Source organism: Branchiibius cervicis, assembly GCF_042661605.1.
GTDB classification, from domain to species: Bacteria; Actinomycetota; Actinomycetes; order Actinomycetales; family Dermatophilaceae; genus Branchiibius; species Branchiibius cervicis.
This window is the reverse complement of the sequence record NZ_JBHSWJ010000002.1, coordinates 3,355,236-3,378,115: the sequence shown is the minus strand read 5'-3', so window position 1 is coordinate 3,378,115 and position 22,880 is coordinate 3,355,236. Positions and strand designations below refer to the sequence as shown.

Sequence of the window (22,880 nt, the reverse complement as noted above, 5' to 3'; positions counted from 1 at the left end):
TGGGCTGTCGGAGGGCGCAGAAACGTAGACTGTCGATCTTGTGAGGATGCGTGGCGCACTGGCGGATACCCGACCGCTCGGCGTCCCCGCCTACCGGAGATTGTGGACGGCCAACATCGTCACGGTGATCGGCGCCCAGCTCACCGTCGTGGCCGTGCCCGCTCAGATCTACGCCATCACCGGCAGTTCGTTCTACGTGGGACTGACCGGCGTTTTCGGACTGGTGCCGTTGATCATCTTCGGGCTCTACGGCGGTGCGTTGGCCGACGTGATGGACCGGCGGCAGTTGCTGATGATCACCACCATCGGTCTGATCGCCATGAGCGCGTTGTTCTGGGCGCAGGCCGAGTTCGGCTGGTCCAACGTGTGGGTGATCCTGCTGATCTTCGCGGCGCAGCAGGCGTTCTTCGCCGTCAACCAGCCCACCCGCAGCGCGCTGCTGCCGCGGATCATTCCCGGTGAGCTCCTGCCGGCCGCCAACTCGTTGAACATGACCGTGATGCAGGCCGGCGCCATCGCGGGTCCGTTGGTCGGCGGCGCACTGATCCCCGTCCTGGGCTACTCGGCGCTGTACCTGATCGACACGCTATGCCTGTTCGCCACGCTGTGGGCGGTCGTCAAGCTGCCGCCCCTGCCCCCTTGGAGAAGGTGGGCCGGGCCGGACTGCGTTCCGTGCTCGAAGGATTCGCCTACCTGCGCGGGCACACCGTGCTGTTGATGTCCTTCGTCGTCGACATCATCGCGATGGTCTTCGGGATGCCGCGGGCACTCTTCCCGCAGATCGCCCACGAGAGCTTCGGCGGCCCGATCGACGGCGGTCTGGCGTTCGCGCTGTTGTTCGCCGCTATCCCGTTGGGTGCCGTGGTCGGCGGCGTCTTCTCCGGCTGGGTGTCCCGGGTGACGCGTCAGGGCGCGGCCGTGGTGGTCGCCATCATCGTGTGGGGTCTGGCGATGGTGGTCTTCGGCCTCGCGGTGTGGCGGGCATCGGGCAGCATCGGCGTCGCCTTCTGGGTCGCCTTCGTCGCGCTCGCGATCGGGGGCGCGGCCGACATGGCCTCGGCAGCGTTCCGGTCCACGATGTTGCAGCAGGCGGCAGCCGATGACGTACGCGGCCGGTTGCAGGGCGTCTTCATCGTGGTCGTCGCGGGCGGCCCGCGGATCGCCGACGTGGTGCACGGTGGGGCGGCGGCCGTGGTCGGCACCGCGGCTGCCGCGACGGGCGGCGGCGTCCTGGTCGTGGTGCTGGTCGTGGCGGTGACCATGGCGGTACCGGCCTTCGTGCGCTACCGGGTCGCTCCGGCTCCCGCGGTCTGAGCCGGGGCAACGGTGGTCACCATCACGCAGTTCTTCAGCCCCTTGGACCGGTCGTAGGTGAATCCGAGCCGCTCGTACATCCGCCTCGTGCCGTTGTAAAGGAACGACGACGACATCTTCTTGGTCTGCTCGGTCAGGTCGTGCGGATAGCTCTCGACCCGTCCGCCGCCGGATCGCGCGATCAGGTCCAGCGCACCGCGGATCGCGACTTCGCTCAGGCCCTGCCGCCGGTAGCGTTTGTCGACGAACACACAGGTGATCCGGTAGTCGGGATCCCGGGTCTTGGTCTGGTCGTACTGCTTGCGGTGGTGCAGGTTCGGCAGTTCGGCCGGGGTTCCGAATTCGGCCCACGCGATGGCCTCATCGCCCGCCATCACCAGCGCGGCATGCGCGGTGCCCTCGTCGACGTAGCGCCTCTTGAGCGCTCGGTTCGCTTCGGCCCCCTGACCGCGTTCGGGGCCGTCGGGGTGGAACCAGATGCACCAACAGCCGCCGAAGATTCCGTTGTGCCGCTGGACCAGGGCGTCGAACGCCGGCCAGGTCTCGGGGCTGAGCGCTGCAATGGCGTACGACGGGTCACCGGCCATGTCTCACCGTAACCAGGGGTCGTCCCCCGCGACATAGTCCGCTCGACCCGATTGCGGGCTGGCCCTCAGCAGCCGTCGCCGCCGGGTTGAACCACGTTGTCACCTGCGCGGTGCAGGACAGCACGGGCGAAGAGGAACATGACCCCGAGCCGGAACGGCGATGAGTACGACACGTAGTCCACGCATCCGCCCTGGTGCAGACCGCCGATCACCCCGGTGATGCGGGCCGACTTGCCGGTGCCCGCCACGAACGCGGATCCGCTGCTGCCGCCGACGTACCCGCCGCACTCGAACATCGGGTAGCCGTCCTGGCGCAGTTGCCGCTGCGTGCAGGTGATCGGCCGATCTCGGCTGCCTGCGTTGTACGCCGTGACGGTCGTGACCGTGCCGGGCGCGGCTTCCGTGGCGAGCCGGATCCCGCCGGTGACCTGCTGGATCCCCACGGAGTGCCCGGCGCGGTTCTGCTTGGCCACACGCAGGATCGCGATGTCGGCCAGGGAACTCTGCTGGCTCTGCCACAGCGGCCGCACGTAAACAGCGGTCACGTGCCACACGCCGTACGGTGCCTTCCCTGCGTCGTAACCCGGCACGAAGCTCCATCCGGCACCTGTCCCGGACAGGCAGTGCGCGGCAGTGATGATCAGGTCCTGGGTGGGACTGGCCAACACCGTCGCCGTGCAACTGTGCTGCCCGCCGGAACCGGGTGCGAACAGCGCACCCACGGTCCTGACCGGCGCGGTCGTGTGCGACTGCGGGATGTTCGATGGCATGGCTTCGGCTCGCACTTGCGCCCCCGGGGCGACCAGCATGACGCTGGACAGCGCTGCGCAGCCGAGCAAGGCTCGGAGTCTGCGATTCACAAGCAGAGTCTATCGGCACCGAATGTCATTGTGGGGCAAGGACATTCACTCCTAACACGCTGGGAGCGCGCTGGATGTCATGTGGGCGAAAGCTGTGGTTCGCAGGGGTGGACCTTTGCCAAAGTGCCGGACACCGGGTTAAATAGTCCACGCGGAATATTTGATGCGGACTAAATGTCATGGAACGGAGGGTTCATGGCGGCGTTGACACCGTTGGCCATCGCGATGCTGGCGCTCCTGCGCGAGCGCCCGATGCACCCCTACGAGATGCACCAGACGCTGCTGGAGCGGCATCAGGATCGGGTGCTCAAGATCCGGCCGGGCTCGCTCTACCACACGGTCGAGCGGCTGCTTTCCGATGGCCTCGTGGCGGTGAACTCCGTTGAACGAGAAGGTAATCGACCCGAACGCACGACGTACCGCATTCTGCCCGCCGGCGAACGTGCGCTCACCGACCGGGTCGCAGATCTGTTGCGCGAATGGGGCACGGACTACCCGTCCTTCCCCGTGGCGATCGGCGAAGTGCATTTCCTTCCCCGCGAGGTCGCCATCAGCAGCCTGAAGGAGCGGATGGCCGCGATCGAGACCGATCTGGTGATGATCGAGAGCGGCCAGCAGGCTGCCAGGACGCGCGGCGTCGACCCCGTTGTCCTGTTGTCGGGCTCTTACCTGCACCAGATGTTCAGCGCCGAGCACGAATGGCTCGCGCGCACCATCGAACTCATCGAGACTGAGGAGTACTCATGGCCGAACAACTAGCCGACCGCAGGGGCGTCGAGCCCACTGCGCCGGCGAACCCTGGCCGGCCCTGTGGGCCATGGTCATCGGGTTCTTCATGATCCTGGTCGACTCGACCATCGTCACCATCGCGACGCCCGTCATCCGGGAGAAGCTGCACACCGACTACAACAGCGTCATCTGGGTCACCAGTGCCTACCTGTTGGCGTACGCCGTGCCGCTGCTGATCACCGGCCGCCTGGGTGACCGCTTCGGGCCGAAGAAGATCTACCTGATCGGTCTGACCCTCTTCACGGTGTCGTCGCTGTGGTGTGGTCTGACCGATTCCATCTCGATGCTGATCACCGCGCGCGTGGTGCAGGGCCTGGGTGCCTCGCTGATGACCCCGCAGACGATGGCGGTGATCACCCGGACCTTCCCACCGACGGCACGCGGCAAGGCGATGGCCTTGTGGGGTGCGACAGCCGGGGTGGCGACGCTGGTCGGCCCGATCCTGGGCGGCATCCTGGTCGACGGCCCCGGTTGGGAATGGATCTTCTTCATCAACGTTCCCGTGGGCATCATCGGTTTCGTGCTGGCGATGCGCCTGGTGCCGGAGCTGGAAACCCACTCCCACCAGTTCGACTGGCTCGGCGTCGTACTCTCGGCGGCCGCGATGCTCCTCATCGTCTTCGGCATCCAGGAGGGCCCGACGTACGACTGGGGCACCATCAAGGGGATCATCTCGGTGCCGCTGCTGATCATCGCCGGCCTGGTGCTCTTCGCGGTGTTCATCTTCTGGCAGGCCAAGAACAAGAACGAGCCGCTGATCCCGCTCAGCCTCTTCAAGGACCGCAACTTCTCGCTGTCGAACCTGGCGATCGCCTGCGTGTCCTTCTGCATCACCTCCTTCGCGTTCCCCTTCACGCTGTGGGCGCAGACGGTCCGCGGCTGGACCCCGACCCAGTCGGCCCTGTTGATGGTGCCGATGGCACTGATGACCGGATTCCTGGCTCCGGTGGTCGGCCGGCTGACCGACAAGGTGCACCCGCGGATCCTCGCGGCGACCGGATTCCTGGCCTCGGCGGTGGCGTTGATCTGGCTGACCTTCGTGGTCAACACCACGTCGGCGGTGTGGGAGATCCTCCTGGCCATGGCGCTCTTCGGGATCGGCAACGCCTTCCTCTGGGCGCCGCTGGCAGCAACCGCCACGCGCAACCTGCCGATGAGCTCCGCCGGTGCGGGATCGGGTGTCTACAACGCGACGCGTCAGGTGGGTGCGGTGTTGGGTAGTGCGGCCATTGCGGCCGTCATCTCCGCCCGGCTGACCGCCAACCTCGGCCCGATGGCCTCCGCAGCGAACTCCGCTCAGGAGGCGCCCGGGACGAAACTGCCGCCGCAGGTGGGAGTGCCGTTCTCCACGGCGATGTCGCAGTCACTGTGGCTGCCGGTGATCGCGCTGCTGGTGGGTCTGTTCATCTCGATGTTCTTCGCGTCCCCGGCTCACCAGGTGGTTCGGACCCGGGGCAGGCACGAAGCGGGCCCTGCCGAGCATGAGGCAGGTACGCCGAGTGCCGGCCCCGAGCCGGAACCCGCCGCCTGAATCTGCTTGATCCGAAGGGCCGGTCGCGTTGGCGGCCGGCCCCTCGGCTGTCTCGGCGGTAAAGCTCGTGGCGGTTTCGTCACGAATCGAGGTACGTCGGGCCCACGACCCGCCGTGCTCGTGGCGGTTTCGTCGCCAATCGGGGTGCGAGCAAGCCCGCGGGCGTCCCGACCCGTCGTACGTCAGGAGGTGGTGGCGGCGACCGGTTCGGGTGCCTCGTGCTCCTCGACGCTGCGGGAGTCGGTCAGGGTGAGGGCACCGGCGGCGGCGATCACACCGACCACGACGGCCAGGATCGTGAAGAGGATCCGCTCACCGCGGAAGAACGTGTCGACCAGACCCGTGCTCCAGGTGCCTTCGGGCAGCACCTGCGTGACGAGCACGGCGATCAGCGTGCCGACAATCGCGGTGCCGACACTGGTACCGACCTCCTGAGCGGTGTCGTTGAGCGCGGCACCGATCGACGTACGGTTCGCCGGCATCGCGTCGACCAAGGCGACTGCGCAGATGGTCATGACGGTCCGCAGGCCGATCGTCATGACGACCATCGAGATCGCGATCGCCCAGTAGCCGTGCTCGGCGCCCCACGCCAGGCCGGCCAGCCCGAGTGCCAGGCAGGCGGCGCCGACCAGACAGGCGACGCGGTGACCGAACTTCTTGGCCAGGCCCTCGGAGATCGGCGTCGCGAGGATCATCGTGAGAATCATCGGCAGGTTGGCCAATCCCGCGCGCATCGGGCTCCAACCCCACGCGTACTGGAAGTGCAGGATCAGCGCGAACATCGCACCGGCCATCGCGATCGATGTGCCCACCTGCGCGATGGCTGCGCCGCGGACCGGCCCCCGGGAGAAGTAACCCAGGTCCAGCATCGGCTCCGCAGCCGTGCGCTCGCGCAGGACGAAGCCGGTCAGGGCGGCGATCGCGGCGACGAAACAACCGATGGTCAGCGGTGCGGTCCAGCCACGCTCGACGCCGCTGGTCAGGCCGTAGCACCCCAGTCCGATGGTGGCGATGGACAGGGCCGCGCCGGGCAGGTCGAGTCGGTCGTCCGTCAGATCGTCCGGGTGATCCGCCGGTACGCCGGCCCGGACCCCCAGCCAGGCGATCAGTGCGATCGGGGCGTTGGCCAGCAACAGCCAGTGCCAGGACAGGTGTGCCAGTACGGTGCCGCCCAGGACCGGGCCGAGGATGAAGCCCGACATGCCGACGACCATCATCACGGTGATGGCCCGCATCCGTAGGGTCTGATCGTCGAAGAGCCGGAAGACCAGCGAGTTGGTGACCGGAGCCATGGCGGCCGCGGCCAGACCGAGCGCGGCTCGCAGCGCGATGAGTTCGCCGCTGGTGTGCACGAACGCGACACCGAGGCTGATCACGCCGAACGCGGCCAAGCCGTAGGACAGGACCCGCCGGCGACCGAAGCGGTCGGCACTGGAACCGGCGGTCAACAGCAGGCCGCCGAACGTCAGGGAGTAGGCGCCGGTCACCCACTGCAGGGCGGTGGTGTCGGCGTGCAGGTCACGGCCGATGGTCGGTAGCGCGATGGTCAACAGGGTGTTGTCGACCATCTCGACGAAGAAGGCCAAACACAGCGCAGCCATCGGGATCCACGCCGCCCGCAATGACGGGTACGTGCGCGGCCCCGCGGTCGGGATCGTGGTCATGGGTGCTCCTGGGGCTGGTCGTGTAAGTATCGAACGACGTTCGGTAATGGAACGTGGTTCGATAATAGAACCGCGTTCGATACTGCCGCAAGTCCGGGTACGCCGTGTGGTGGGATAGGAGCTATGACCAGCCAGCCCACCCGTCGGCCGACCCGTCGGAAGCGGGCATCACATTCGCTGGAGTCGGTGCTGAGCGAGGCAGTCGGGATCCTGGACGAGGCGGGCGGTTCCGGGCTGACCTTCCGGGCGCTCGCAGCGCGCCTCGGGGGCGGTGTGGGCAGCATCTACTGGTATGTCTCGAGCCGGGATGAGTTGCTCGACCGGGCCGCGGACTTCGTGATGGCAGATGTGGTGGCGGCCATCGACACGGTGGGCAGCGACGACCCGATCGACGACATCCGCACCATCGCGGTCACCCTGTTCGACGCCATCGTCGACCGGCCCTGGTTGGGTTCCTACCTGATGCGCGACACCTCGGTGCAGGAGAACTCCTTGCGCATCTACGAGAAGATCGGCCAGCAGGTGATGCGGCTGGGGCTGACGCCCCGTCAGGCCTTCCACGCGACGTCCGCCGTCGTGGGGTTCGTGATCGGGACGGCCGCCGACATGGGCCAGGAACTGCCCGAAGCCGTCGTGTCCGGAGACCTCTCCCGCGATGCCTACATGGCTCGCGCCTCCCAGCAGTGGCGGTCGTTGGATCCGCAGGAATACCCGTTCATCCACTACATCGTCGACGAGTTCGCGGTGCACCAGGACGTCGAGCAGTTCCGGGCCGGACTCGACCTGATCCTGGCGGGGCTGCGGCTGCAGGCGGACGCCCCGGCTACAGGACGTCGCGACGCTGGAAGCCGATGAACCCGGTCGCGATGAAGACGGCAGCCACGACGGCCACCCACCCAAGTCCGGACCAATCCGCATGTGCGGCAACGACGTTCGGGATGTGATGCAGCGGGCTGATCGATAGCGCCCACTCCGGCAGCTTGAACGTCGGGCCAAGCAGGGTCAGCCCGAACGTTGCCACGACACCGGCCCATCCGATGATCCGGCGAGAGGGCGCCAGGCCGACCGCTGCCGCAGCAAGCCCGACCAGCACCCACACGGCGGGGATGGTCACGACGGCCTGCCGGATCACGTCGTACGTGGCGATCTGATGGTCCTGGGCGTGTGCGACCAGGCCCATGCCGGTCCCCGCGACGATCATCGCGACAGCAGTTGCGGTCAGGGCCAACAGCAGGTTGGAGGCGAAGTAGGTCGATCGGCGCAAGGATGCGACCAACAGCGGCTCGACGCGGAAGTTGATCTCCTCGTCGTACATACGCAACACCAGTTGCACGCCCATCACGGCAGCGATGATCCCGACCAGGGACAGGATCGTGACCAGGAAGGCGAAGTTCAGATCCGCCGGGTCGCTGCCGCCGAGCGCGGCCGCCATGCCCGGATTGGTGGACAGCAGCTTGCTCATGGACGTCGACAACGTGCCGAAGAGCAGGCCGAGCGCGACGAAGGCCACCAGCCACGCGATCAGCGACGGCCCCTGGAGTTTGAGCGCGAAGCCCCACACGTTCCCGGCGAGGCCGGCGCGGGCAGGGCCGGGTTTCGTGGCCACGAGGCCCTGACCGAAGTCCCGACGGGCCTGGAGTGCGAAGGCGCACGCGAAGAGGATCGCGGTCAGGGCGAGCGCCGGCAGCAGTGGCCACGGGTTGTTGTCGGTCGCCGGGGCCACTTTCTCCAACCAGCCCAGCGGGGTCAGCCACTGCGTCCACTCCGGCGCGGAAGAAACGTCCAGATATCCGCGCAGTACGTAGCAGATGCCCAGCGTGCCGAGGCCCATCGCGGTGGCGGTCCGGGCGTCCGAGCCGACCTGGGCGCTCACCGCGGCGACGCCGGCGAACATCAGTCCTGCGGCGGTGAAGGTCGCCGACAGCAACAACGTCGCGGTGAAGCCGCCGCCGCAGGCCCAGGTCACCAGGAAGCACACCACGCCGAGGGCAACGGACGCGATGACAGCCATTGCGAGGGCCACCGCGAGGCGCGAGCCGCGGGCGATGACACCGGAGGCGATGAGTTCGGCCTGCCCGGAGTCCTCGTTGGCGCGGCTGTTGCGCACGACGAGCAGGATCGTCATGAGTGCGCAGAAGAGAGCGCCGAGCTGGCCGGCCCGCCACGCGTTGAAGCCGTCGGCGGTCAGCAGGTCACGCGCGGGGCCGAAGATCAAGGACAGCGCCGGGTTGGCGCCGAGTGTGCCGGCCAACTGCCGACGATCCTGGGTATCGGTGAAGATCCACCGGTAGGCCAGGATCGACGAAGCCGACAAGGCGGTGACGATCGCGATCCACGGTGCGAAGTTCCGCGCGTCCTGCCGCATCGAAACAACGAGCAGCGGTCGCACGCCGACAAGGCGGATGCCTTGTCCGGTGCGGGCGGAGTGTCGTGCAGCGGCGGTCATTCGGCCGCGTCCTCGCCGGCCGGCGGGTCGTCGTACAGGCGCAGGAAGAGTTCTTCCAGCGACGCCGGCTCGACGGTCAGCGAGGACATTCCGTACGGCACCAGGCCGGCCATTGCCTCGTTGATCCGGTCTGGGTCGACCGTTGCCGCCAGCCGGTGATGCTCATCCAGGGTCGGCTCGTGCAGGAAGTCCAGCGACGACACGTCGGTCGGCGGGTGTTCCAGGACCGCGTGAATCGTCGAGCGAGTCTGTCCCCGTAGGTCTTCCAAGGTTCCGGTCTGCACGATCTTCCCCTGCCGGATGATGCTGACCCGGTCCGCGAGCGCTTCGACCTCGCTCATGATGTGGCTGGACAGCAGGATGGTGCGACCTTTCGTCTTCTCCTTCGCGATCTCGTCCTGGAAGACCGCCTCCATCAGCGGGTCCAACCCGGAGGTGGGTTCGTCCAGGATCAGCAGCTCCACGTCTGCCGCCAGCGCGGCGACAATCGCCACTTTCTGCCGGTTGCCCTTGGAGTACTGCCGGCCCTTCTTGGTCGGGTCCAGCTCGAAGCGATCGATGAGCTCGGCGCGCCGATCCTCGTCCAGTCCGCCGCGCAGATTTCCCAGCAGGTCGATGGCTTCCCCGCCGGACAGCCCCGGCCAGAGAACGACATCCCCCGGCACGTAGGCCAAGCGTCGGTGCAGCGCCACGACATCACCCCACGGATCGGATCCGAGCAGCTCAGCCCGTCCGCCGTCGGCCTTCAGCAGACCAAGCAAGACCCTGATGGTGGTCGACTTTCCGGCCCCGTTGGGCCCGAGGAACCCGTGTACCTCGCCGGTGCGCACTTGCAGATCGAGTCCGTCCAGGGCGCGGAATGAGCCGAACTTTTTGATCAGCCCGTCGGTCCGGATCGCCGGGTCGCTGGTGGTGGACATAGAGGGCCTTCCGCACAGTTTCAACGAGCGTTCAACTCGAAGGGTACCCGCCATCCAGGGGTTCGGTCAGGAGCCGGTTGATCGTGGGTGCACTCGCCGCCACCAGTGATTCGACAGAGGCTTCGGCGACGGCGGGAAAGTGGGCGATGTGCCGGCCGATCATCAGCCCGAGCACATGCGAGCCGATCAACGCTGCGCGCAGCCGCTGCTGGTCCGGCGCGACGACCTGTGAAATCAACTCGCGGACGAAGGCTTCGTGGACCGGACGAACCGTCGCGGCGGCCATCGGGTGGGACAGCGCCGTCCGAATGACTGCTGTCGCCTGCTGGCGGAACTCTTCATCGTCGTCCCATAAGTGCAGTACGGCGCTCATCAGCTGAGCACCCGGGTCCGGGCTATCGGCCGGAATGGGTTCAGGGAGCCCGGTTTTCGCCGTCGGCAGCGTGAGAGCCGCGTTCCACAGATCGCCCTTGCCTTCGAAGTGGTAGTAGATCAGCCCGGCATCGACGCCCGCCCGGGCGGCGATCGCGCGCATGCTCGCCCGGTCGAAACCCTGCTCAGCGAAGAGTTCCCGCGCTGCGAGCAGGATCTGGGCGCGCGAGTCCCGCCCCCTGCTCCGACCGCTGACCGTCGCCACGGGCTCAGTATCGCTCCCGTAGCCTCGGTGCGTGCCCAGCACCTTTCCCTCCGATGGCCCCCTGATCGGCCGGGTCGTGCGGCTCGACCGCCTTACTGAGGCGGACATCGAGCCGATGCACGCGCTGATGAGCGACCCGCGCGCCTTCACCAGCGGCGCCTGGCCGTTCGAGACCGCCCACACCGACATCGATCGGACCGCCTTCTTCGTCCGATCCCGGCTGGTCGACCGGGCCAGCGTGCCGTATGCCGTGCGCTTGCTCGATGGCACCTTCGCCGGGACCACCTCACTGCTCGAGATCGACCTGGCCAACGAGAAGACGCACATCGGCTCGACCTTCTACGGTCGGGACTTCTGGGGTGGTCCGGTCAATCCTGAGACGAAGCTGCTGCTGCTCGAACACGCCTTCGACAGCTGCGGATTCGGCCGGGTCAAGATCCAGACCGACCATCGCAACGCCCGCTCGCTGGCCGCGATCGAGCGGCGGGCGCGACGTACGAGGGGACGCTGCGACGCGACGTACGTCGATCGGACGGGTCGTGGCGCGACACGGTCGTGTTCAGCATTCTGGCCGACGAATGGCCCGGTGTTCGGGCTGCGCTGCAGAGCCGGCTGACCTAGGTTGGCTGGGTGCGTAGTTTCGGGTGCCCCCGGTGCCGGGCGGCAGTGTCCTTCGAAGCCCTGACGTGTCCCGTCTGTGGTGCCCGGCTCGGCTACCACCCACCCGACGCGCAGTTCTATGTGGTGCAGGACAAAGTTGCCGACGTGGGCGGCATCGCATGGTCCGAATGCGGCAACCGTAGCTGGGGGTGCAACTGGCTGGTCGACCCAGTAACGGGCCGAAGTACATGTGCCGCAGCTACGTTCGTTCGCAAACGGCCCGAGGCCTCCGATCCGGTCGGCCTGGACAAACTGGCCGACACCATGCAGTGGCTGCGCCGGCTGCTCTACCAGCTGCAACACCTCGGTCTTCCGATGCAGACCTATCGGCAGAAGGACGGCGCCCTCGCGTTCGACCTGCTCTCCAGCATCACCTCGGGCCAACCGGTGACGATCGGTCACGCGAACGGGGTCATCCAGATCGACCTGGCCGAGTCCTTGGACGACCAGCGAGAACGCTTGCGTATCAGGCTCGGCGAGCCCTACCGCACCATGCTGGGTCACCTGCGCCACGAGGTGGGCCATTACTACCAGAGCATCCTGGTCGAGCAGCCCGGTGGAGCGCGGCTGGAGCAGTGCCGTGACCTCTTCGGTGACGAGCGCACGTCCTACTCCGACGAGATCGCGCGGCACTACAAGTTCGGTGCTCCGCAGGACTGGCGCGAGTCGTACATCTCCGAGTACGCGACAATGCACCCGTGGGAGGACTTCGCCGAGTGCTTCGCGCACTATCTGCACATCTCGGACACCATGGAGACCGCTGCGGCCAGCGGGATGATGCTCAGTACTCAGCGCATCAATGATTACGCCGGGCCGGCGATCTCACCGCGATTCGACTACAGCGCAGAGCCTTTCGAGACGGTCCTGTCAGACTGGGACTGGTTGCAGACCTTCTTCAACCGGATCAACCGCTCCATGGGCAAGAAGGACCTCTACCCCTTCGAGATCAACGACGTGGTCGCCCGCAAACTGGCCTTCATCCACCAGGTGGTGGCCTCAGCCCAGAGTCCGGTCCAGCAGCCCGCGTAACGTTCGCATCGCGCGCTGGGCGCTCGCTTCGTCGTACGACGCGGTGTCGGCCATCGTGTATCCGTGCGGCGCGCCGGAGTAGACCTCGTTGATCGCGGTGAGGCCGGAATCCTCCAGAGTGGCGCCCAGCGTTTCGACTGCCTCTGGTGGCATAGAACGATCGTTGTCGGCGTGTCCGTAGGCGAATTCTGCTCCCGCAGTGGGGATTCGCAGGTGTGGACTGTCTTCGTCGTCCGTGACCAGCCCCCCGCCGTGAAAGCCCGCGGCGGCCGCGACGAGTCGCGGGTGGTCACCGGCGGCGATCGTGGCGAACCGGGCACCCATGCAATAACCGACGACCCCGATCGGTCCCTCGCTCACCTCCGGACGGGAGACCAGTGCGGCCAGGAAGACGGCGGCGTCCTGGCTCATCCGTTCCGCGGAGAGGGTGTCGAGCCGTGGCCGAACTCCCTCGAAGAACGCTTCACGTTTCTCCGGGGTGTCCAGCGGCCCGTCGGGGGAGGTGTCCTGAGCACTGCCGAACCGGAAGAACACGTTGGGCGCCAGCACCGTGTAGCCCCACGATGCGATCTCCGCAGCCATCGTGTCGATCTGAGGGCGCAGACCGATGGCATCCATGAAGAGCAATACCCCCGGTGCCGGCGCGTTCGGACCGACCTCGAGGTAGGCCTCGACGGGACCGTCCGGGTGCTCGACCGAAATCATCACCGGCTTATCTAACCGTCAGCCGTAGTCGGCCCACACCCGCTGGGAGGTCCCGTCGACCCTCATCCGGCCGCCGTACGGGACGATCCACTGCGGTCGGGTGTGGCCGAACGGAATGCCCACCACGACCACCGCGTCTGGGTTGTAGGACGTGATGAGATCGACCGCCATGTCGGACTGTTCCTGCCGGCGACGGGCCCGGGTGGGCGAGTCCGCCAGTCGCTCGTGTTCTGAGGTCGGGGGCCGGGCGACCAGGATTGCCCCACTCCTGGCCAACAGACCGCGCTCGCCCATTGCCCTTAAGATCCAACCGAACTCACGCGCCGGGATGAGCTCTTCGGACGTTTCCAGCAGCAGCACGCCACCGTCCAGCTCAGGGCGGGCGTCATCGAACCGGCCCGCGGTCATCAGTTCGTGGAGCACCTCGATGCAACCGCCCCACGTCGCACCGTCGACCACCTGCTGCGCACCCGCCCACCGCCAGGGCTGGGTCGGTTCGCGATCGCCGTACGTCGTGAGCGCGGCTGGATCCCGCCAGTCCACCCCGAAGTCCTCCGACTCGCCGGGCTCGGCCAGTTCGAGCTGCTCGCCGGTGAGGAGCGCCGCACGCAGGCTCGCGACGTGGATGGGGTCGACCGCGGGACCCGGACCCAACTGCACCTGGGTCGAGCCACCGTAGAAACCGGCGATTCCGTTCTGCCACAGCCAGTTGAGGATGTTGGTGTTGTCGCTGTAGCCGAGGAACGGTTTGGGGTCCCGGCGAGCCAGCTCGGCGTCGAGATGGGGTACCACGGTGATCTGGTCCTCGCCGCCGATGCTGGCCAGGATCGCTCGGATGGAGGAGTCGGCCAGCGCGGCGTTGAAGTCGGCAGCCCGATCCGTCGCCGAGGCCCCGAGCTGCCGGGTGGTCGGGTATTCGACCGGGATCAGTCCGGTCACCTCGGTCAACCGGCGCATGGCCTGCTCGTGCACGGCGGGCGCGAACCCCGGAGCGGCAAACGACGGAGAGAGGATAGCGACGCGGTCACCGGGTGCGGCCTTCGGCGGCGTGATCATTTCCGCACCTTAGGTGGCCGAGCCGGATCGCGTCATCGCGTTATCCGGTCATGATGGTGTCGTGGAGCAACTGACGATCCGGTCCGCCGATCCCGAGCTGGACGCCTGGGCGTGCGCGCATATCTACGCGCCGTACGTCACCGACACGGTCGTCTCCTTCGAACTCGACCCGCCGTCCGCGCCGGAGATGGCCCAACGCATCGGCAGCGCTATCGAGTGGCTCGTCGCGGTGCGCGACAACGATGTGGTCGGATACGCGTACGCCGTGCAGCACCGTCAGCGGGCGGCGTACCGATTCGCCTGCGACGTCAGCGTTTACGTCCATCGCGGATCCCACGGCCTCGGGGTCGGCAGCGAGTTGTACCGGCAATTGCTCGACCGGTTGGAACGGCGCAACTACCGCACTGCGTGCGCCGGTATCACCATGCCGAATGACGCCAGCCAGGGCCTCCACACGGCGTTGGGGTTCACCCGGGTCGGGGTCTACCACGCGATCGGCTGGAAGTTCGACGCGTGGCACGACACGCTCTGGATGCAGAAGCACCTCGGCGGATCGGGTCCGCCCGCGGGCGAACCCGGCTGAGCGGTCACCTCAGCAAGTAGTCAACGGTTTTCCTACGAATGTGGCGTAGGTCACTACCGCGGTATATGTTGTCGGACACAACAAACCTGGCGACGGGTCGTGCCGGTCCGGAGCCTCCTGAAAGGTAGTGAAATATGCGCAAAGGTGCGCTGAGCGCGGCGGTCTTCGCCGCCTCCGGTGTCATGGCGTTGGCCGCCTGTGGCAGCAGCTCCTCACCCTCCTCACCGTCGGCTACTGCGGGAGGCGGGACCTCCGGTGGCATGACCGGCTCCACGAGCGCTCCCACCACCGCCGGCGGGTCCACGGTGGACGGAAAGGGTGCCAAGGTCGGCATCATCCTGCCGGACCGCACCACCTCCAACCGGTGGATCTCGACCGACCCGGACGCGCTGGCCGAGCGGTGCAAAGCGGACAACCTGGACTGCGACATCCAGAACGCCAACAACTCCGCGACCACGATGGCCACCCAGGCCGACACCATGATGAACAACGGTGTGAAGGTGCTCATGTTGGTCAACCTGGACTCCGCCTCGGCGGCCAAGATCCAGGAGAAGGCCAAGGCCAAGGGCATCATCACCATCGACTACGACCGGCTGACCCTCGGCGGTAGCGCGTCGCTCTACGTGTCCTTCGACAACGTCAAGGTCGGCGAGTTGCAGGGTCAGACCCTGACGCAGTGCTCGCAGGTCAAGGGCAAGTCGGCGGTCAACTACGTCCAGCTCAACGGTGCCCCGACCGACAACAACGCGACCCTCTTCGCGCAGGGCTACGACAGCGTGCTGTCCAAGCAGTCCGGCTGGAAGAAGATCGCCGAGCAATCGATCGCCAACTGGGACAACACCCAGGCCGGCATCACCTTCACCTCGATGTACCAGAAGAACCCGGACATCAATGCGGTAATGGTCGCCAACGACGGTATGGCCGGCCCGGTCGTCACCGCCCTGGCCAAGCAGAAGAAGGCCGGTTCGGTCGCGGTGTCAGGCCAGGACGCAACCGTCGAGGGTCTGCAGCGGATCATGCAGGGCACCCAGTGCTTCACGATCTACAAGCCGTCCAAGGGTGAGGCCTATCCGGCCGTCGACGCCGCGGCCCGCTTCGCCACCGGCCAGCTGCCGACGACGACCGCGACCGTGACCGACACCCAGACCGGCCGCAAGGTGCCGGCCATCCTGGCGACGCCGATCGCGATCACGCAGGCGAATGTCGCCGAGCCGATCAACGACGGCTACACGCCGAAGGCGACGACCTGCGCCAACACGTTCGCCGCGTTGTGCACGAGGTTCGGGGTCAAGTAACTCCACCGCACGACCCGGGTCGGATCGACCGGTCCCGCGACCGGTCGATCCGACCCGCGAACCAACCGACGGCAGAAGGAAATCATGGCAGACACCCCCGTCCTGCAATTACGGGACATCAACAAGAGCTTCGGCGCCGTGCACGTCCTGCGCGACGTCGACTTCGAGGCGTACGCCGGCGAGGTGACGGCTCTGGTCGGAGACAACGGCGCCGGCAAGTCCACCCTCGTCAAGTGCATCGGTGGGACGTACTCCATCGACTCCGGTGAGTACCTGTTCGAGGAAATCCGGTCACCGTGCACGGCCCGCGCGACGCGGCGGCCCTGGGCGTTGAGATCGTCTACCAGGACCTCGCGCTGTGCGAGAACCTCGACGTTGTCCAGAACATGTTCCTCGGTCGCGAGCAGATGCGCGGCCTGGCCATGGACGAGGATTCGATGGAGGTCGCCGCCAGTGACGCCCTGAAGTCCCTCTCGGTACGGACCCTGAAGTCGGTCCGGCAGCGGGTTTCCAGCCTGTCCGGTGGTCAACGACAGACCGTCGCGATCGCCAAAGCCGTTCTGTGGCAGGCGAAGTTGGTCATCCTGGATGAACCGACCGCTGCGCTCGGCGTGGCCCAGACCGAGCAGGTCCTCAATCTCGTACGCCGATTGGCCGACTCCGGCGTTGCCGTCGTGCTGATCTCGCACAACATGAACGACGTCATGCAGGTCGCCGACAAGATCGCCGCCCTCTACCTCGGCCAGACCGCCGCCATCGTCGATGCCAAGGACGTCACCACCACCCAGGTCGTGGAGTTGATCACCACCGGCCGTTCCGGTGACGTCGGCCTGCCCGCCCCCGCGTCCGTAGGAGCTGCTTCGTCGTGACTACCGAAACACGCACAGCCCGAGACGAACTGGCGCTCGCGACCGTTCCCACCAATGACCTGAGGTCGTTCATCGGCGGCTACATCACCCGTATCCGTGGCGGTGACATGGGCTCGCTGCCAGCCGTTGCGGCGCTGCTGGTCCTGGTCCTGATCTTCTCCATCTTCGACAGCGGCTTCTTCTCCCTGAGCAATCTCACCTCGCTGACCACTCAGGCGGCGCCGGGCGTTCTGCTGGCCATGGGCCTGATCTTCGTACTGCTGCTCGGCGAGATCGACCTGTCCGCCGGAACCACCTCGGGAGTCGGTGCCGGCATCATCGCCGTGCTGCTCTTCCGCCAATGGCCTTGGCCGCTGGCGGTATTGGTCGCATTGCTGGTCGGCGCCGGGATCGGCCTCTTCATCGGCTGGATGCGTGCGAAGGTGCGGGTGCCGTCGTTCGTAGTGACTCTGGCCCTCTTCCTGGCGCTACAGGGTGTGCTGATCATGGTCATGAACACCGTCGGCTCCAGCGGGTCGCTGTCCTACCACGAGCCGGTCCTGGATGCATTGGAGAACGACCTGATGCCCGTGTGGCTGGGCTGGGTGCTGGCCATCGCGCTGGTCCTCGGGTACGCCGGGGTGACGCTGAACCGGGTCCGTGCGCGTCGTGCGCGGGGCCTGGTCACCGAACCCACCGCGGTCACCGCTCTGAAGATCGGCGCAACCGCCGTGGTCGTCCTCGGCGCGACCGCTCTCTACAACATCAACCAGAACGCCGGTGTAGCCCCCGGGGTCGCCACCGTTGACGGTCAGCTCGTCCACGTCCCGGCCCCGACCCTGCAGGGCATCCCGTGGGTCGTCCCGCTCATCGTCGTGCTCGTGCTGGTACTGGCTTTCGTGCTCAATCGCACGAAGTACGGCCGGCACATCTACGCCGTCGGCGGCAACGACGAAGCGGCCCGCCGCGCGGGCATCCGGGTCGACGCCGTCCGCATCTCGGTCTTCGTCATCTGCTCGACGATGGCAGTGATTTCCGGGCTGGTGCTGGGCTCGCAAAGCGGTGTGAGCCAGCAGACCGGCGGCGGCAACACCCTGCTGCTCGCGGTCGGTGCCGCCGTCGTCGGTGGGACGAGCCTGTTCGGCGGCAAGGGCAAGATCACCGACGCCGTCATCGGAGGTCTGGTCGTGGCGGTCATCATCAACGGCATGTCCGACCTGATCACGGGCAAGAACAACGCGGCCTGGCAGGCCATCGTCACCGGTGCGGTGCTGGCCCTCGCCGCGACCGTCGATGCGCTGAGCCGGCGGCGGGCGGGTTCGACCGGACTGAGCTGACTGTGAGCGGCCGCACCGTACCTGCCGGGAGGGCGACGACCACGCAGATCCGGCCGGTCGCCCGCCCCGAGCAGATCCGCAAGCACAACCTGGGCCTGCTCCTGCGGCATCTGCATCAGGTGGGTTCGATCTCCCGCAGCGAACTCACCACCGCCACCGGCCTGAACCGCAGCACCATCGCCGCGCTCGTCGGAGAACTGACCGAGCGCGGCATGGTGGCGGAGCATCCCGACGCCACCAAGTCGGGGGCCGGCCGGCCGTCGTATGTCGTGACCGCCCTGCCGCAGGCGGCGCACGTCATCGCGGTGGATCTGGATGTCCGCACCGTGACCGTTGCGGCCGTCGGGTTCGGCGGGCAGGTGCGCGCACGCCGCATGTGGAATCACCCCGTCAAACACCCCGAGCCGAGCGATGTCGCCGACGCCATCGCTCAAGCGGCTGCCGAACTCGACGGCGAGACAGCCGGATCCCGTTGCGTGGGAATGTGCGTCGGGGTCCCCGGGATGGTACGTACCCAGGACGGTTGGGTCCTGAACGCACCCAACCTGCGATGGCACGGCGTCCCGTTCGGGCAGTTCATGCGTGACCGGATCGGTCATGAGGTGCGGATGGTCAACGACGCCGACCTCGCGGCGTACGCCGAACATCTGCGCGGTGCCGGCCGCGGGTACAACGATCTGATCTGCGTCTTGGGGCGCAACGGCGTCGGCAGCGGGGTGCTCGTCGACGGGCGGCCGCTGCACGGGGCCACGGGGTACGCGGGCGAGTTGGGACATGTCGTGATGGACCCCAAGGGTCGCCGCTGCCACTGCGGCAACCGCGGCTGCGTGGAGCAGTACGCCGGTGCGCCGGCGTTGCTGCGCGCCGCCCGTCGCAGGGGAGTCCGGTGGGCGACGTCGAGGAACTCTTCGCACGGTTCGACGCCGGCGACCAACCGGCCGCGCATGTCGTGAGCGAGGTCGCCGATTGGCTGGGGGTGATCACGGGTAACGTCGTCACTTTCCTGGAGCCCAGTGCGGTGGTCTACGTCGGACATCTCGCCGAAGTGATCCGCCGATGCGGTCCCAGCGTCGCTCGTCGTGTTGCGAGAGGAGCGACAGCGGACACGGCGGCGCCGGTCGCGCTGTTGCCCGGCGTCCTCGATGAGCCCATCCTGGTCGGTGCGGCGGAACTGGCCTTCGAGGACCTCTTCACAGGGGACCTGTCGCTGGTCTGACCGTAGACTCGGGGCATGCCGACCTGCGCCGCTGGCCCTGGTAGTACCCGGCCGGGTAACGCCCGGCTAATCGATGGTGGCCGCCGATGAGTCTTCTGATCGGCTTGCTGAGCGTGTTGCTGCTCACCCTGGCCACCGGCTACTTCGTGCTCCAGGAATTCGCCTACGTCGCGGTGGACCGGGGTCGCCTCGCCCAACTGGCCGACGAGGGAGACGCGGCGGCGGAGCGGGCGCTGCGGGTGACTGGCCGGCTGTCGTTCACACTGTCCGGTGCCCAGCTCGGCATCACGGTGACGGCCCTGCTGGTCGGTTATGTCTCCGAGCCCTACCTGGGGGTAGGCCTGGCCGAGCTGCTGACCGGCATCGCCGCCGTCCCGGCCGGTCTGTCGCTGTCCATTTCGGTCATCGTCGCTTTGATCCTGAGCACGGTGATCCAGATGGTCATCGGCGAACTCGCCCCCAAGAACTACGCCATCGCCCGGCCGGTGCCGCTGGCCCGGGCGCTGTCCCGCTCGACCCTGGTCTACCTCACCGTCGCCGGCCCGGTCATCCGGCTCTTCGACAGCGCCAGCACCCGGCTGCTGCGGGCGGTCGGCATCGAACCGGTGGAGGAGCTGCCGCAGGGCGCGACCCCCGACGACCTGCGGCACATCATCGACGAATCGCACGCCGGCGGCCTGCTGGACCGGGATCTGTCGGACCTGCTCGATCGCGGTCTGGAGTTCCGGGAGCGCACGGCGGACGAGGTGATGACGCCGCGGGTGGACGTGGTCCTGGTGACGGCCGCCGACACGGTTGCCGACGTCGTACGCCGGATGGGGTCGGGTCACTCCCGCTTCCCCGTCGTCGGAGATTCGGTGGACGACGTGCAGGGCGTGATCGGCATCCACCAGGTGCTCGCCGTACCCGCCGCCGAGCGCGCCACCCGGCCGGCGCACGAGGTCGCCATCGAAGTGGTGCGGGTGCCGGACAGCCTTCCCGTCCCCGAAGTCCTGGAGCGCTTGCGGGCAGAGCACCAGCAACTCGCGGTGGTGATCGACGAATACGGCGGTTTCGCCGGGATCGTCAGCCTGGAGGACATCGTCGAGGAAGTGGTCGGCGAGATTGAGGACGAGAGCGACCGCGGGCTGCGCGGGCCCCGCGCGCCCGTGGCGCGCGGATGGCGGATGTCGGCGCGGCTGCGGCTGGACGAGGTCGAGAACGAGACCGGCATCGCCCTGCCCGAGTCCGAGCACTACGACACCGTGAGCGGGCTGGTGCTCGCCGAGCTGGGACGTACGGCGACCGCGGGCGACATGGTGATCGTCCAGTGGCGCCCGGAGGGCGAGGAGACGGTGCCGCGACGCGCCTCGCTGGTCGTCGAGGAAGCTCGTCGCCACGTGCCGCGGATCATCCGGTTGACCGATCTCGGCCCGGTGGACGAGGAGGTGTCGCGGTGAGTATCCCTGTGGCCCTTGCCATCTCGCTGCTTCTGCTGATAGCCAATGGGTTCTTCGTCGCGGCGGAATTCGCAGTGATCGCTGCGAAACCGTCACGGCTGCAGACCCAGGCCGAAGCTGGCAGCAGCGCGGCCAAAGCGGCGCTGGCGAACTCCCGCGAGCTCAGCCTGATGCTGGCCAGCGCTCAGCTGGGCATCACCATCTGCACGCTCGGTCTGGGTGCGTTGGCCAAGCCCGCGATGAAAGATCTTCTGGCGCCGCTGTTTTCGGGTGTCGGGGTGCCGGACAGTGTGGCCTCGGTGATCTCGCTCCTGCTGGCCGTGGGTCTCGTCGTATTCCTGCACATGGTCGTCGGTGAGATGGCACCCAAGTCGTGGGCGATCTCCCACCCCGAGCAGTCGGCTCTGCTATTGGCCCGACCGTTCCGTGTCTTCACGAACGCGTTCCGGTGGGCGTTGCGGGGGTTGAACGCCGCGGCCAACGGCCTGGTCCGGTTGGCCGGGGTCAACCCGGTCGATTCGGTCGGGAACGCCCAGGGCCCGGTCGAATTGCAGCGGTTGATCCAGCAGTCTCGGGAGCACGGTTCCCTCGCGGAAGGTGAGCACGACCTGCTGGCCGGGGCGCTGCGCCTGGAGCACGAGACCCTCCGCGAGGTCATGGTGCCGTGGGACCGCGTCGTCACTGTCCCGCTCTCCGGGTCCGCGTCCGACGCCGAGCGGATCAGCGCCGACACCGGCCGTTCCCGGCTGGTGGTGCTGGACGACGGCGACGCCGCCGGGTTGGTTCACATCCGGGAAGTGTTGGTGACCGGTGACCCGGTGCGGGAGGTCGTCCATGCCATCGAGACCATCGACGCCGATGAGCATCTGATCGATGCGTTGACCGCGATGCGCGCGCGCCGGGCTCATCTGGCGCTGGTGAGTTCCGGCGGCGGGATTGTGGGGATCACTGCCCTCGAGGATCTGATCGAAGAGGTGGTTGGCCGGTTCGATGACGAGAGCGACCGCGCGGCTTCGTAATTGCCTGGCGTCGAGCGCCGCCACCCTCTAGCGTCGCGGGATGCAGGTGGACTTCTTCGAGGATGCCGACTCCTTCCTGGCGGTCGCTGCCGACTACCTGGCCGCCGATCCGATCAGGTTGAGCGTGATCGCAACCAACGCCGTACGGGCACAGGTGATGCCACGGGAGGCGGTCGATTGGCCGCGCTGGTTTGCGACGGTGCGCGCCGAAGGCGTGCTGTGCGGGGTCGCCATGCGCACCCACCCGGCGGAGACCCACCCCGCCTGGATCGGGCCGATGCCCTCGGATGCGGTGACCGCGCTCGCGGCGGCGCTGATCGACCGCGGGGAGGCTATCGCTGCGATGACCGGGTCGCTTCCCGAGGTCGCCGATTTCGCCGCGCTCATGGCGCGGGCCGTGGGTGGCCGGGTCGAGCAGCAGGTGCCGACGCGGTTGTGGGCGTTGTCCCAGGTGCAGTGGCCGGCAGAGCCCGCCGGCCGGTTGCGCGAGGCTACCGCGGCCGACGCCGGCACCCTGCTGCCGCTCCTGCTGACCTTCATCCCGCAGGCGGCCGCTCAGGCCGGTCGCCCGGTGCATCCCGGGGAACGGTTCACGACGACCGAGCAGGACATCGTCGACCAGATCGCCGCCGGACGCCGCTATCTCCTGTGGGAGGTCGATGGTCGGATCGCTCACGTCACCGGCATCAACGTGCCCGCCTTCGGGTCGGCCCGGATCGCACCGGTACTCACGCCAGAACCGTTCCGCGGCAACGGGTACGCCGCGTGGGTGGTCGCAACCGCGGCACAGCGGATCCTGCATGCCGGACTCCTGCCGTGCCTCTACACCGATGTCACGAACCCGGTGTCGAACGGCGTCTACGCCCGGATCGGTTTCGAGCCGCTGGGTGAGTCCGGGGAATACTCGGTGGCATAACGCAGAACGGCCCGCGGAGGCGGGTCGTC

24 protein-coding genes and 1 pseudogene are annotated in these 22,880 nt (G+C 67.5%); 17 read left to right on the top strand and 8 right to left on the bottom strand.

All coding sequences use genetic code 11. The annotated features are described in order from the left end of the window. The first annotated feature begins 46 nt into the window (after nucleotides 1–46). Nucleotides 47–718 carry an MFS transporter gene (locus ACFQBT_RS17505; protein ID WP_377824680.1) on the top strand — a complete coding sequence of 224 codons (672 nt, stop codon included), beginning with the start codon at nucleotides 47–49 and terminating at the stop codon, nucleotides 716–718. Further along, complete coding sequence (locus ACFQBT_RS17500) at nucleotides 673–1,314, top strand: hypothetical protein (protein ID WP_377824677.1); 642 nt, start codon at nucleotides 673–675, stop codon at nucleotides 1,312–1,314. Before ACFQBT_RS17505 ends, ACFQBT_RS17500 begins: the two co-directional genes overlap by 46 nt. Here ACFQBT_RS17500 and ACFQBT_RS17495 read toward each other — a convergent pair. After that, nucleotides 1,284–1,901 (bottom strand): GNAT family N-acetyltransferase, encoded by a 618-nt coding sequence (locus tag ACFQBT_RS17495; protein ID WP_377824675.1) that lies wholly within the window; start codon nucleotides 1,899–1,901, stop codon nucleotides 1,284–1,286. The two genes, ACFQBT_RS17500 and ACFQBT_RS17495, sit on opposite strands and share 31 nt — an antisense overlap. Nucleotides 1,902–1,966: 65 nt before the next feature. Next, the gene (locus tag ACFQBT_RS17490) at nucleotides 1,967–2,761 is read right to left on the bottom strand and encodes a trypsin-like serine peptidase (protein WP_377824673.1); all 795 of its coding nucleotides are present in this window, start codon (nucleotides 2,759–2,761) and stop codon (nucleotides 1,967–1,969) included. A 195-nt stretch (nucleotides 2,762–2,956) separates the two neighbouring features. Here ACFQBT_RS17490 and ACFQBT_RS17485 point away from each other — a divergent pair, with 195 nt between their 5' ends. Next, entirely contained in the window at nucleotides 2,957–3,520 is a 564-nt protein-coding gene (locus ACFQBT_RS17485) for a PadR family transcriptional regulator (protein ID WP_377824671.1), read from the top strand. Nucleotides 3,521–3,578: 58 nt separating this feature from the next. Next, on the top strand, nucleotides 3,579–5,081 hold the full coding sequence (locus ACFQBT_RS17480) for a DHA2 family efflux MFS transporter permease subunit (protein ID WP_377824669.1): 1,503 nt from the start codon (nucleotides 3,579–3,581) through the stop codon (nucleotides 5,079–5,081). Between the two features lie 182 nt (nucleotides 5,082–5,263). On the opposite strand, the gene ACFQBT_RS17475 is transcribed toward ACFQBT_RS17480, so the two are convergent. After that, nucleotides 5,264–6,745, bottom strand: a complete 1,482-nt coding sequence (locus ACFQBT_RS17475) for an MFS transporter (protein WP_377824666.1) — start codon at nucleotides 6,743–6,745, stop codon at nucleotides 5,264–5,266. A gap of 123 nt (nucleotides 6,746–6,868) precedes the next feature. Here ACFQBT_RS17475 and ACFQBT_RS17470 point away from each other — a divergent pair, with 123 nt between their 5' ends. Then, nucleotides 6,869–7,600 (top strand): TetR/AcrR family transcriptional regulator, encoded by a 732-nt coding sequence (locus ACFQBT_RS17470; RefSeq protein WP_377824664.1) that lies wholly within the window; start codon nucleotides 6,869–6,871, stop codon nucleotides 7,598–7,600. On the opposite strand, the gene ACFQBT_RS17465 is transcribed toward ACFQBT_RS17470, so the two are convergent. From ACFQBT_RS17465 to ACFQBT_RS17455, 3 genes are read right to left on the bottom strand one after another with little or no spacing between them, the layout of a single operon-like run. Next, nucleotides 7,569–9,191 (bottom strand): ABC transporter permease, encoded by a 1,623-nt coding sequence (locus ACFQBT_RS17465; RefSeq protein ID WP_377824662.1) that lies wholly within the window; start codon nucleotides 9,189–9,191, stop codon nucleotides 7,569–7,571. The genes ACFQBT_RS17470 and ACFQBT_RS17465 overlap by 32 nt on opposite strands. Then, entirely contained in the window at nucleotides 9,188–10,111 is a 924-nt protein-coding gene (locus ACFQBT_RS17460) for an ABC transporter ATP-binding protein (RefSeq protein WP_377824660.1), read from the bottom strand. Before ACFQBT_RS17460 ends, ACFQBT_RS17465 begins: the two co-directional genes overlap by 4 nt. 31 nt (nucleotides 10,112–10,142) lie before the next feature. Then, nucleotides 10,143–10,748 (bottom strand): TetR/AcrR family transcriptional regulator, encoded by a 606-nt coding sequence (locus ACFQBT_RS17455; protein ID WP_377824657.1) that lies wholly within the window; start codon nucleotides 10,746–10,748, stop codon nucleotides 10,143–10,145. Between the two features lie 31 nt (nucleotides 10,749–10,779). Between ACFQBT_RS17455 and ACFQBT_RS17450 the strand changes: the two genes are divergently transcribed. Both ACFQBT_RS17450 and ACFQBT_RS17445 read left to right on the top strand, forming a co-directional pair. Continuing rightward, the gene (locus ACFQBT_RS17450) at nucleotides 10,780–11,364 is read left to right on the top strand and encodes a GNAT family N-acetyltransferase (RefSeq protein WP_377824655.1); all 585 of its coding nucleotides are present in this window, start codon (nucleotides 10,780–10,782) and stop codon (nucleotides 11,362–11,364) included. A 14-nt stretch (nucleotides 11,365–11,378) separates the two neighbouring features. Beyond that, nucleotides 11,379–12,437 carry a zinc-binding metallopeptidase family protein gene (locus ACFQBT_RS17445; protein WP_377824653.1) on the top strand — a complete coding sequence of 353 codons (1,059 nt, stop codon included), beginning with the start codon at nucleotides 11,379–11,381 and terminating at the stop codon, nucleotides 12,435–12,437. Here ACFQBT_RS17445 and ACFQBT_RS17440 read toward each other — a convergent pair. Further along, nucleotides 12,405–13,142, bottom strand: coding sequence for a dienelactone hydrolase family protein (locus ACFQBT_RS17440; RefSeq protein ID WP_377824651.1), 738 nt, complete (start codon nucleotides 13,140–13,142; stop codon nucleotides 12,405–12,407). The two genes, ACFQBT_RS17445 and ACFQBT_RS17440, sit on opposite strands and share 33 nt — an antisense overlap. An 18-nt stretch (nucleotides 13,143–13,160) precedes the next feature. Next, nucleotides 13,161–14,198, bottom strand: coding sequence for a S66 family peptidase (locus ACFQBT_RS17435; protein WP_377824649.1), 1,038 nt, complete (start codon nucleotides 14,196–14,198; stop codon nucleotides 13,161–13,163). Nucleotides 14,199–14,259: 61 nt separating this feature from the next. On the opposite strand from ACFQBT_RS17435, the gene ACFQBT_RS17430 reads away from it, so the two are divergent. The 10 genes and pseudogenes from ACFQBT_RS17430 to ACFQBT_RS17385 all read left to right on the top strand — a co-directional run bounded on the left by ACFQBT_RS17430 (nucleotide 14,260) and on the right by ACFQBT_RS17385 (nucleotide 22,851). Further along, complete coding sequence (locus tag ACFQBT_RS17430) at nucleotides 14,260–14,781, top strand: GNAT family N-acetyltransferase (RefSeq protein ID WP_377824647.1); 522 nt, start codon at nucleotides 14,260–14,262, stop codon at nucleotides 14,779–14,781. A gap of 134 nt (nucleotides 14,782–14,915) precedes the next feature. Then, the gene (locus tag ACFQBT_RS17425) at nucleotides 14,916–16,076 is read left to right on the top strand and encodes a sugar ABC transporter substrate-binding protein (RefSeq protein WP_377824645.1); all 1,161 of its coding nucleotides are present in this window, start codon (nucleotides 14,916–14,918) and stop codon (nucleotides 16,074–16,076) included. Between the two features lie 84 nt (nucleotides 16,077–16,160). Further along, nucleotides 16,161–16,304: pseudogene (locus ACFQBT_RS17420) on the top strand (ATP-binding cassette domain-containing protein); the annotation flags it as partial. Nucleotides 16,305–16,372: 68 nt separating this feature from the next. Then, nucleotides 16,373–16,945, top strand: a complete 573-nt coding sequence (locus ACFQBT_RS17415; protein WP_377824643.1) for an ATP-binding cassette domain-containing protein — start codon at nucleotides 16,373–16,375, stop codon at nucleotides 16,943–16,945. Beyond that, nucleotides 16,942–18,261 (top strand): sugar ABC transporter permease, encoded by a 1,320-nt coding sequence (locus tag ACFQBT_RS17410; RefSeq protein ID WP_377824641.1) that lies wholly within the window; start codon nucleotides 16,942–16,944, stop codon nucleotides 18,259–18,261. Before ACFQBT_RS17415 ends, ACFQBT_RS17410 begins: the two co-directional genes overlap by 4 nt. A gap of 2 nt (nucleotides 18,262–18,263) precedes the next feature. Further along, complete coding sequence (locus tag ACFQBT_RS17405; protein ID WP_377824639.1) at nucleotides 18,264–19,214, top strand: ROK family protein; 951 nt, start codon at nucleotides 18,264–18,266, stop codon at nucleotides 19,212–19,214. Continuing rightward, nucleotides 19,211–19,477, top strand: a complete 267-nt coding sequence (locus tag ACFQBT_RS17400) for a hypothetical protein (RefSeq protein WP_377824637.1) — start codon at nucleotides 19,211–19,213, stop codon at nucleotides 19,475–19,477. Before ACFQBT_RS17405 ends, ACFQBT_RS17400 begins: the two co-directional genes overlap by 4 nt. An 86-nt stretch (nucleotides 19,478–19,563) precedes the next feature. Continuing rightward, a complete protein-coding gene (locus ACFQBT_RS17395; protein WP_377824636.1) occupies nucleotides 19,564–20,916 on the top strand; it encodes a hemolysin family protein in 1,353 nt (450 codons plus the stop codon). Beyond that, nucleotides 20,913–21,935 (top strand): hemolysin family protein, encoded by a 1,023-nt coding sequence (locus tag ACFQBT_RS17390; RefSeq protein ID WP_377824635.1) that lies wholly within the window; start codon nucleotides 20,913–20,915, stop codon nucleotides 21,933–21,935. Before ACFQBT_RS17395 ends, ACFQBT_RS17390 begins: the two co-directional genes overlap by 4 nt. Before the next feature lie 40 nt (nucleotides 21,936–21,975). Beyond that, entirely contained in the window at nucleotides 21,976–22,851 is an 876-nt protein-coding gene (locus ACFQBT_RS17385) for a GNAT family N-acetyltransferase (protein WP_377824633.1), read from the top strand. The last annotated feature ends 29 nt before the right edge of the window (nucleotides 22,852–22,880 follow it).

Coding starts and splice junctions, on each gene's coding strand:
- ACFQBT_RS17505 (WP_377824680.1), top strand. CDS start 47: ATGCGTGGCGCACTGGCGGATACCCGACCGCTCGGCGTCCCCGCCTAC.
- ACFQBT_RS17495 (WP_377824675.1), bottom strand. CDS start 1,901: ATGGCCGGTGACCCGTCGTACGCCATTGCAGCGCTCAGCCCCGAGACC.
- ACFQBT_RS17485 (WP_377824671.1), top strand. CDS start 2,957: ATGGCGGCGTTGACACCGTTGGCCATCGCGATGCTGGCGCTCCTGCGC.
- ACFQBT_RS17480 (WP_377824669.1), top strand. CDS start 3,579: ATGGTCATCGGGTTCTTCATGATCCTGGTCGACTCGACCATCGTCACC.
- ACFQBT_RS17475 (WP_377824666.1), bottom strand. CDS start 6,745: ATGACCACGATCCCGACCGCGGGGCCGCGCACGTACCCGTCATTGCGG.
- ACFQBT_RS17470 (WP_377824664.1), top strand. CDS start 6,869: ATGACCAGCCAGCCCACCCGTCGGCCGACCCGTCGGAAGCGGGCATCA.
- ACFQBT_RS17465 (WP_377824662.1), bottom strand. CDS start 9,191: ATGACCGCCGCTGCACGACACTCCGCCCGCACCGGACAAGGCATCCGC.
- ACFQBT_RS17460 (WP_377824660.1), bottom strand. CDS start 10,111: ATGTCCACCACCAGCGACCCGGCGATCCGGACCGACGGGCTGATCAAA.
- ACFQBT_RS17440 (WP_377824651.1), bottom strand. CDS start 13,142: ATGATTTCGGTCGAGCACCCGGACGGTCCCGTCGAGGCCTACCTCGAG.
- ACFQBT_RS17435 (WP_377824649.1), bottom strand. CDS start 14,198: ATGATCACGCCGCCGAAGGCCGCACCCGGTGACCGCGTCGCTATCCTC.
- ACFQBT_RS17425 (WP_377824645.1), top strand. CDS start 14,916: ATGCGCAAAGGTGCGCTGAGCGCGGCGGTCTTCGCCGCCTCCGGTGTC.
- ACFQBT_RS17395 (WP_377824636.1), top strand. CDS start 19,564: ATGAGTCTTCTGATCGGCTTGCTGAGCGTGTTGCTGCTCACCCTGGCC.
- ACFQBT_RS17385 (WP_377824633.1), top strand. CDS start 21,976: ATGCAGGTGGACTTCTTCGAGGATGCCGACTCCTTCCTGGCGGTCGCT.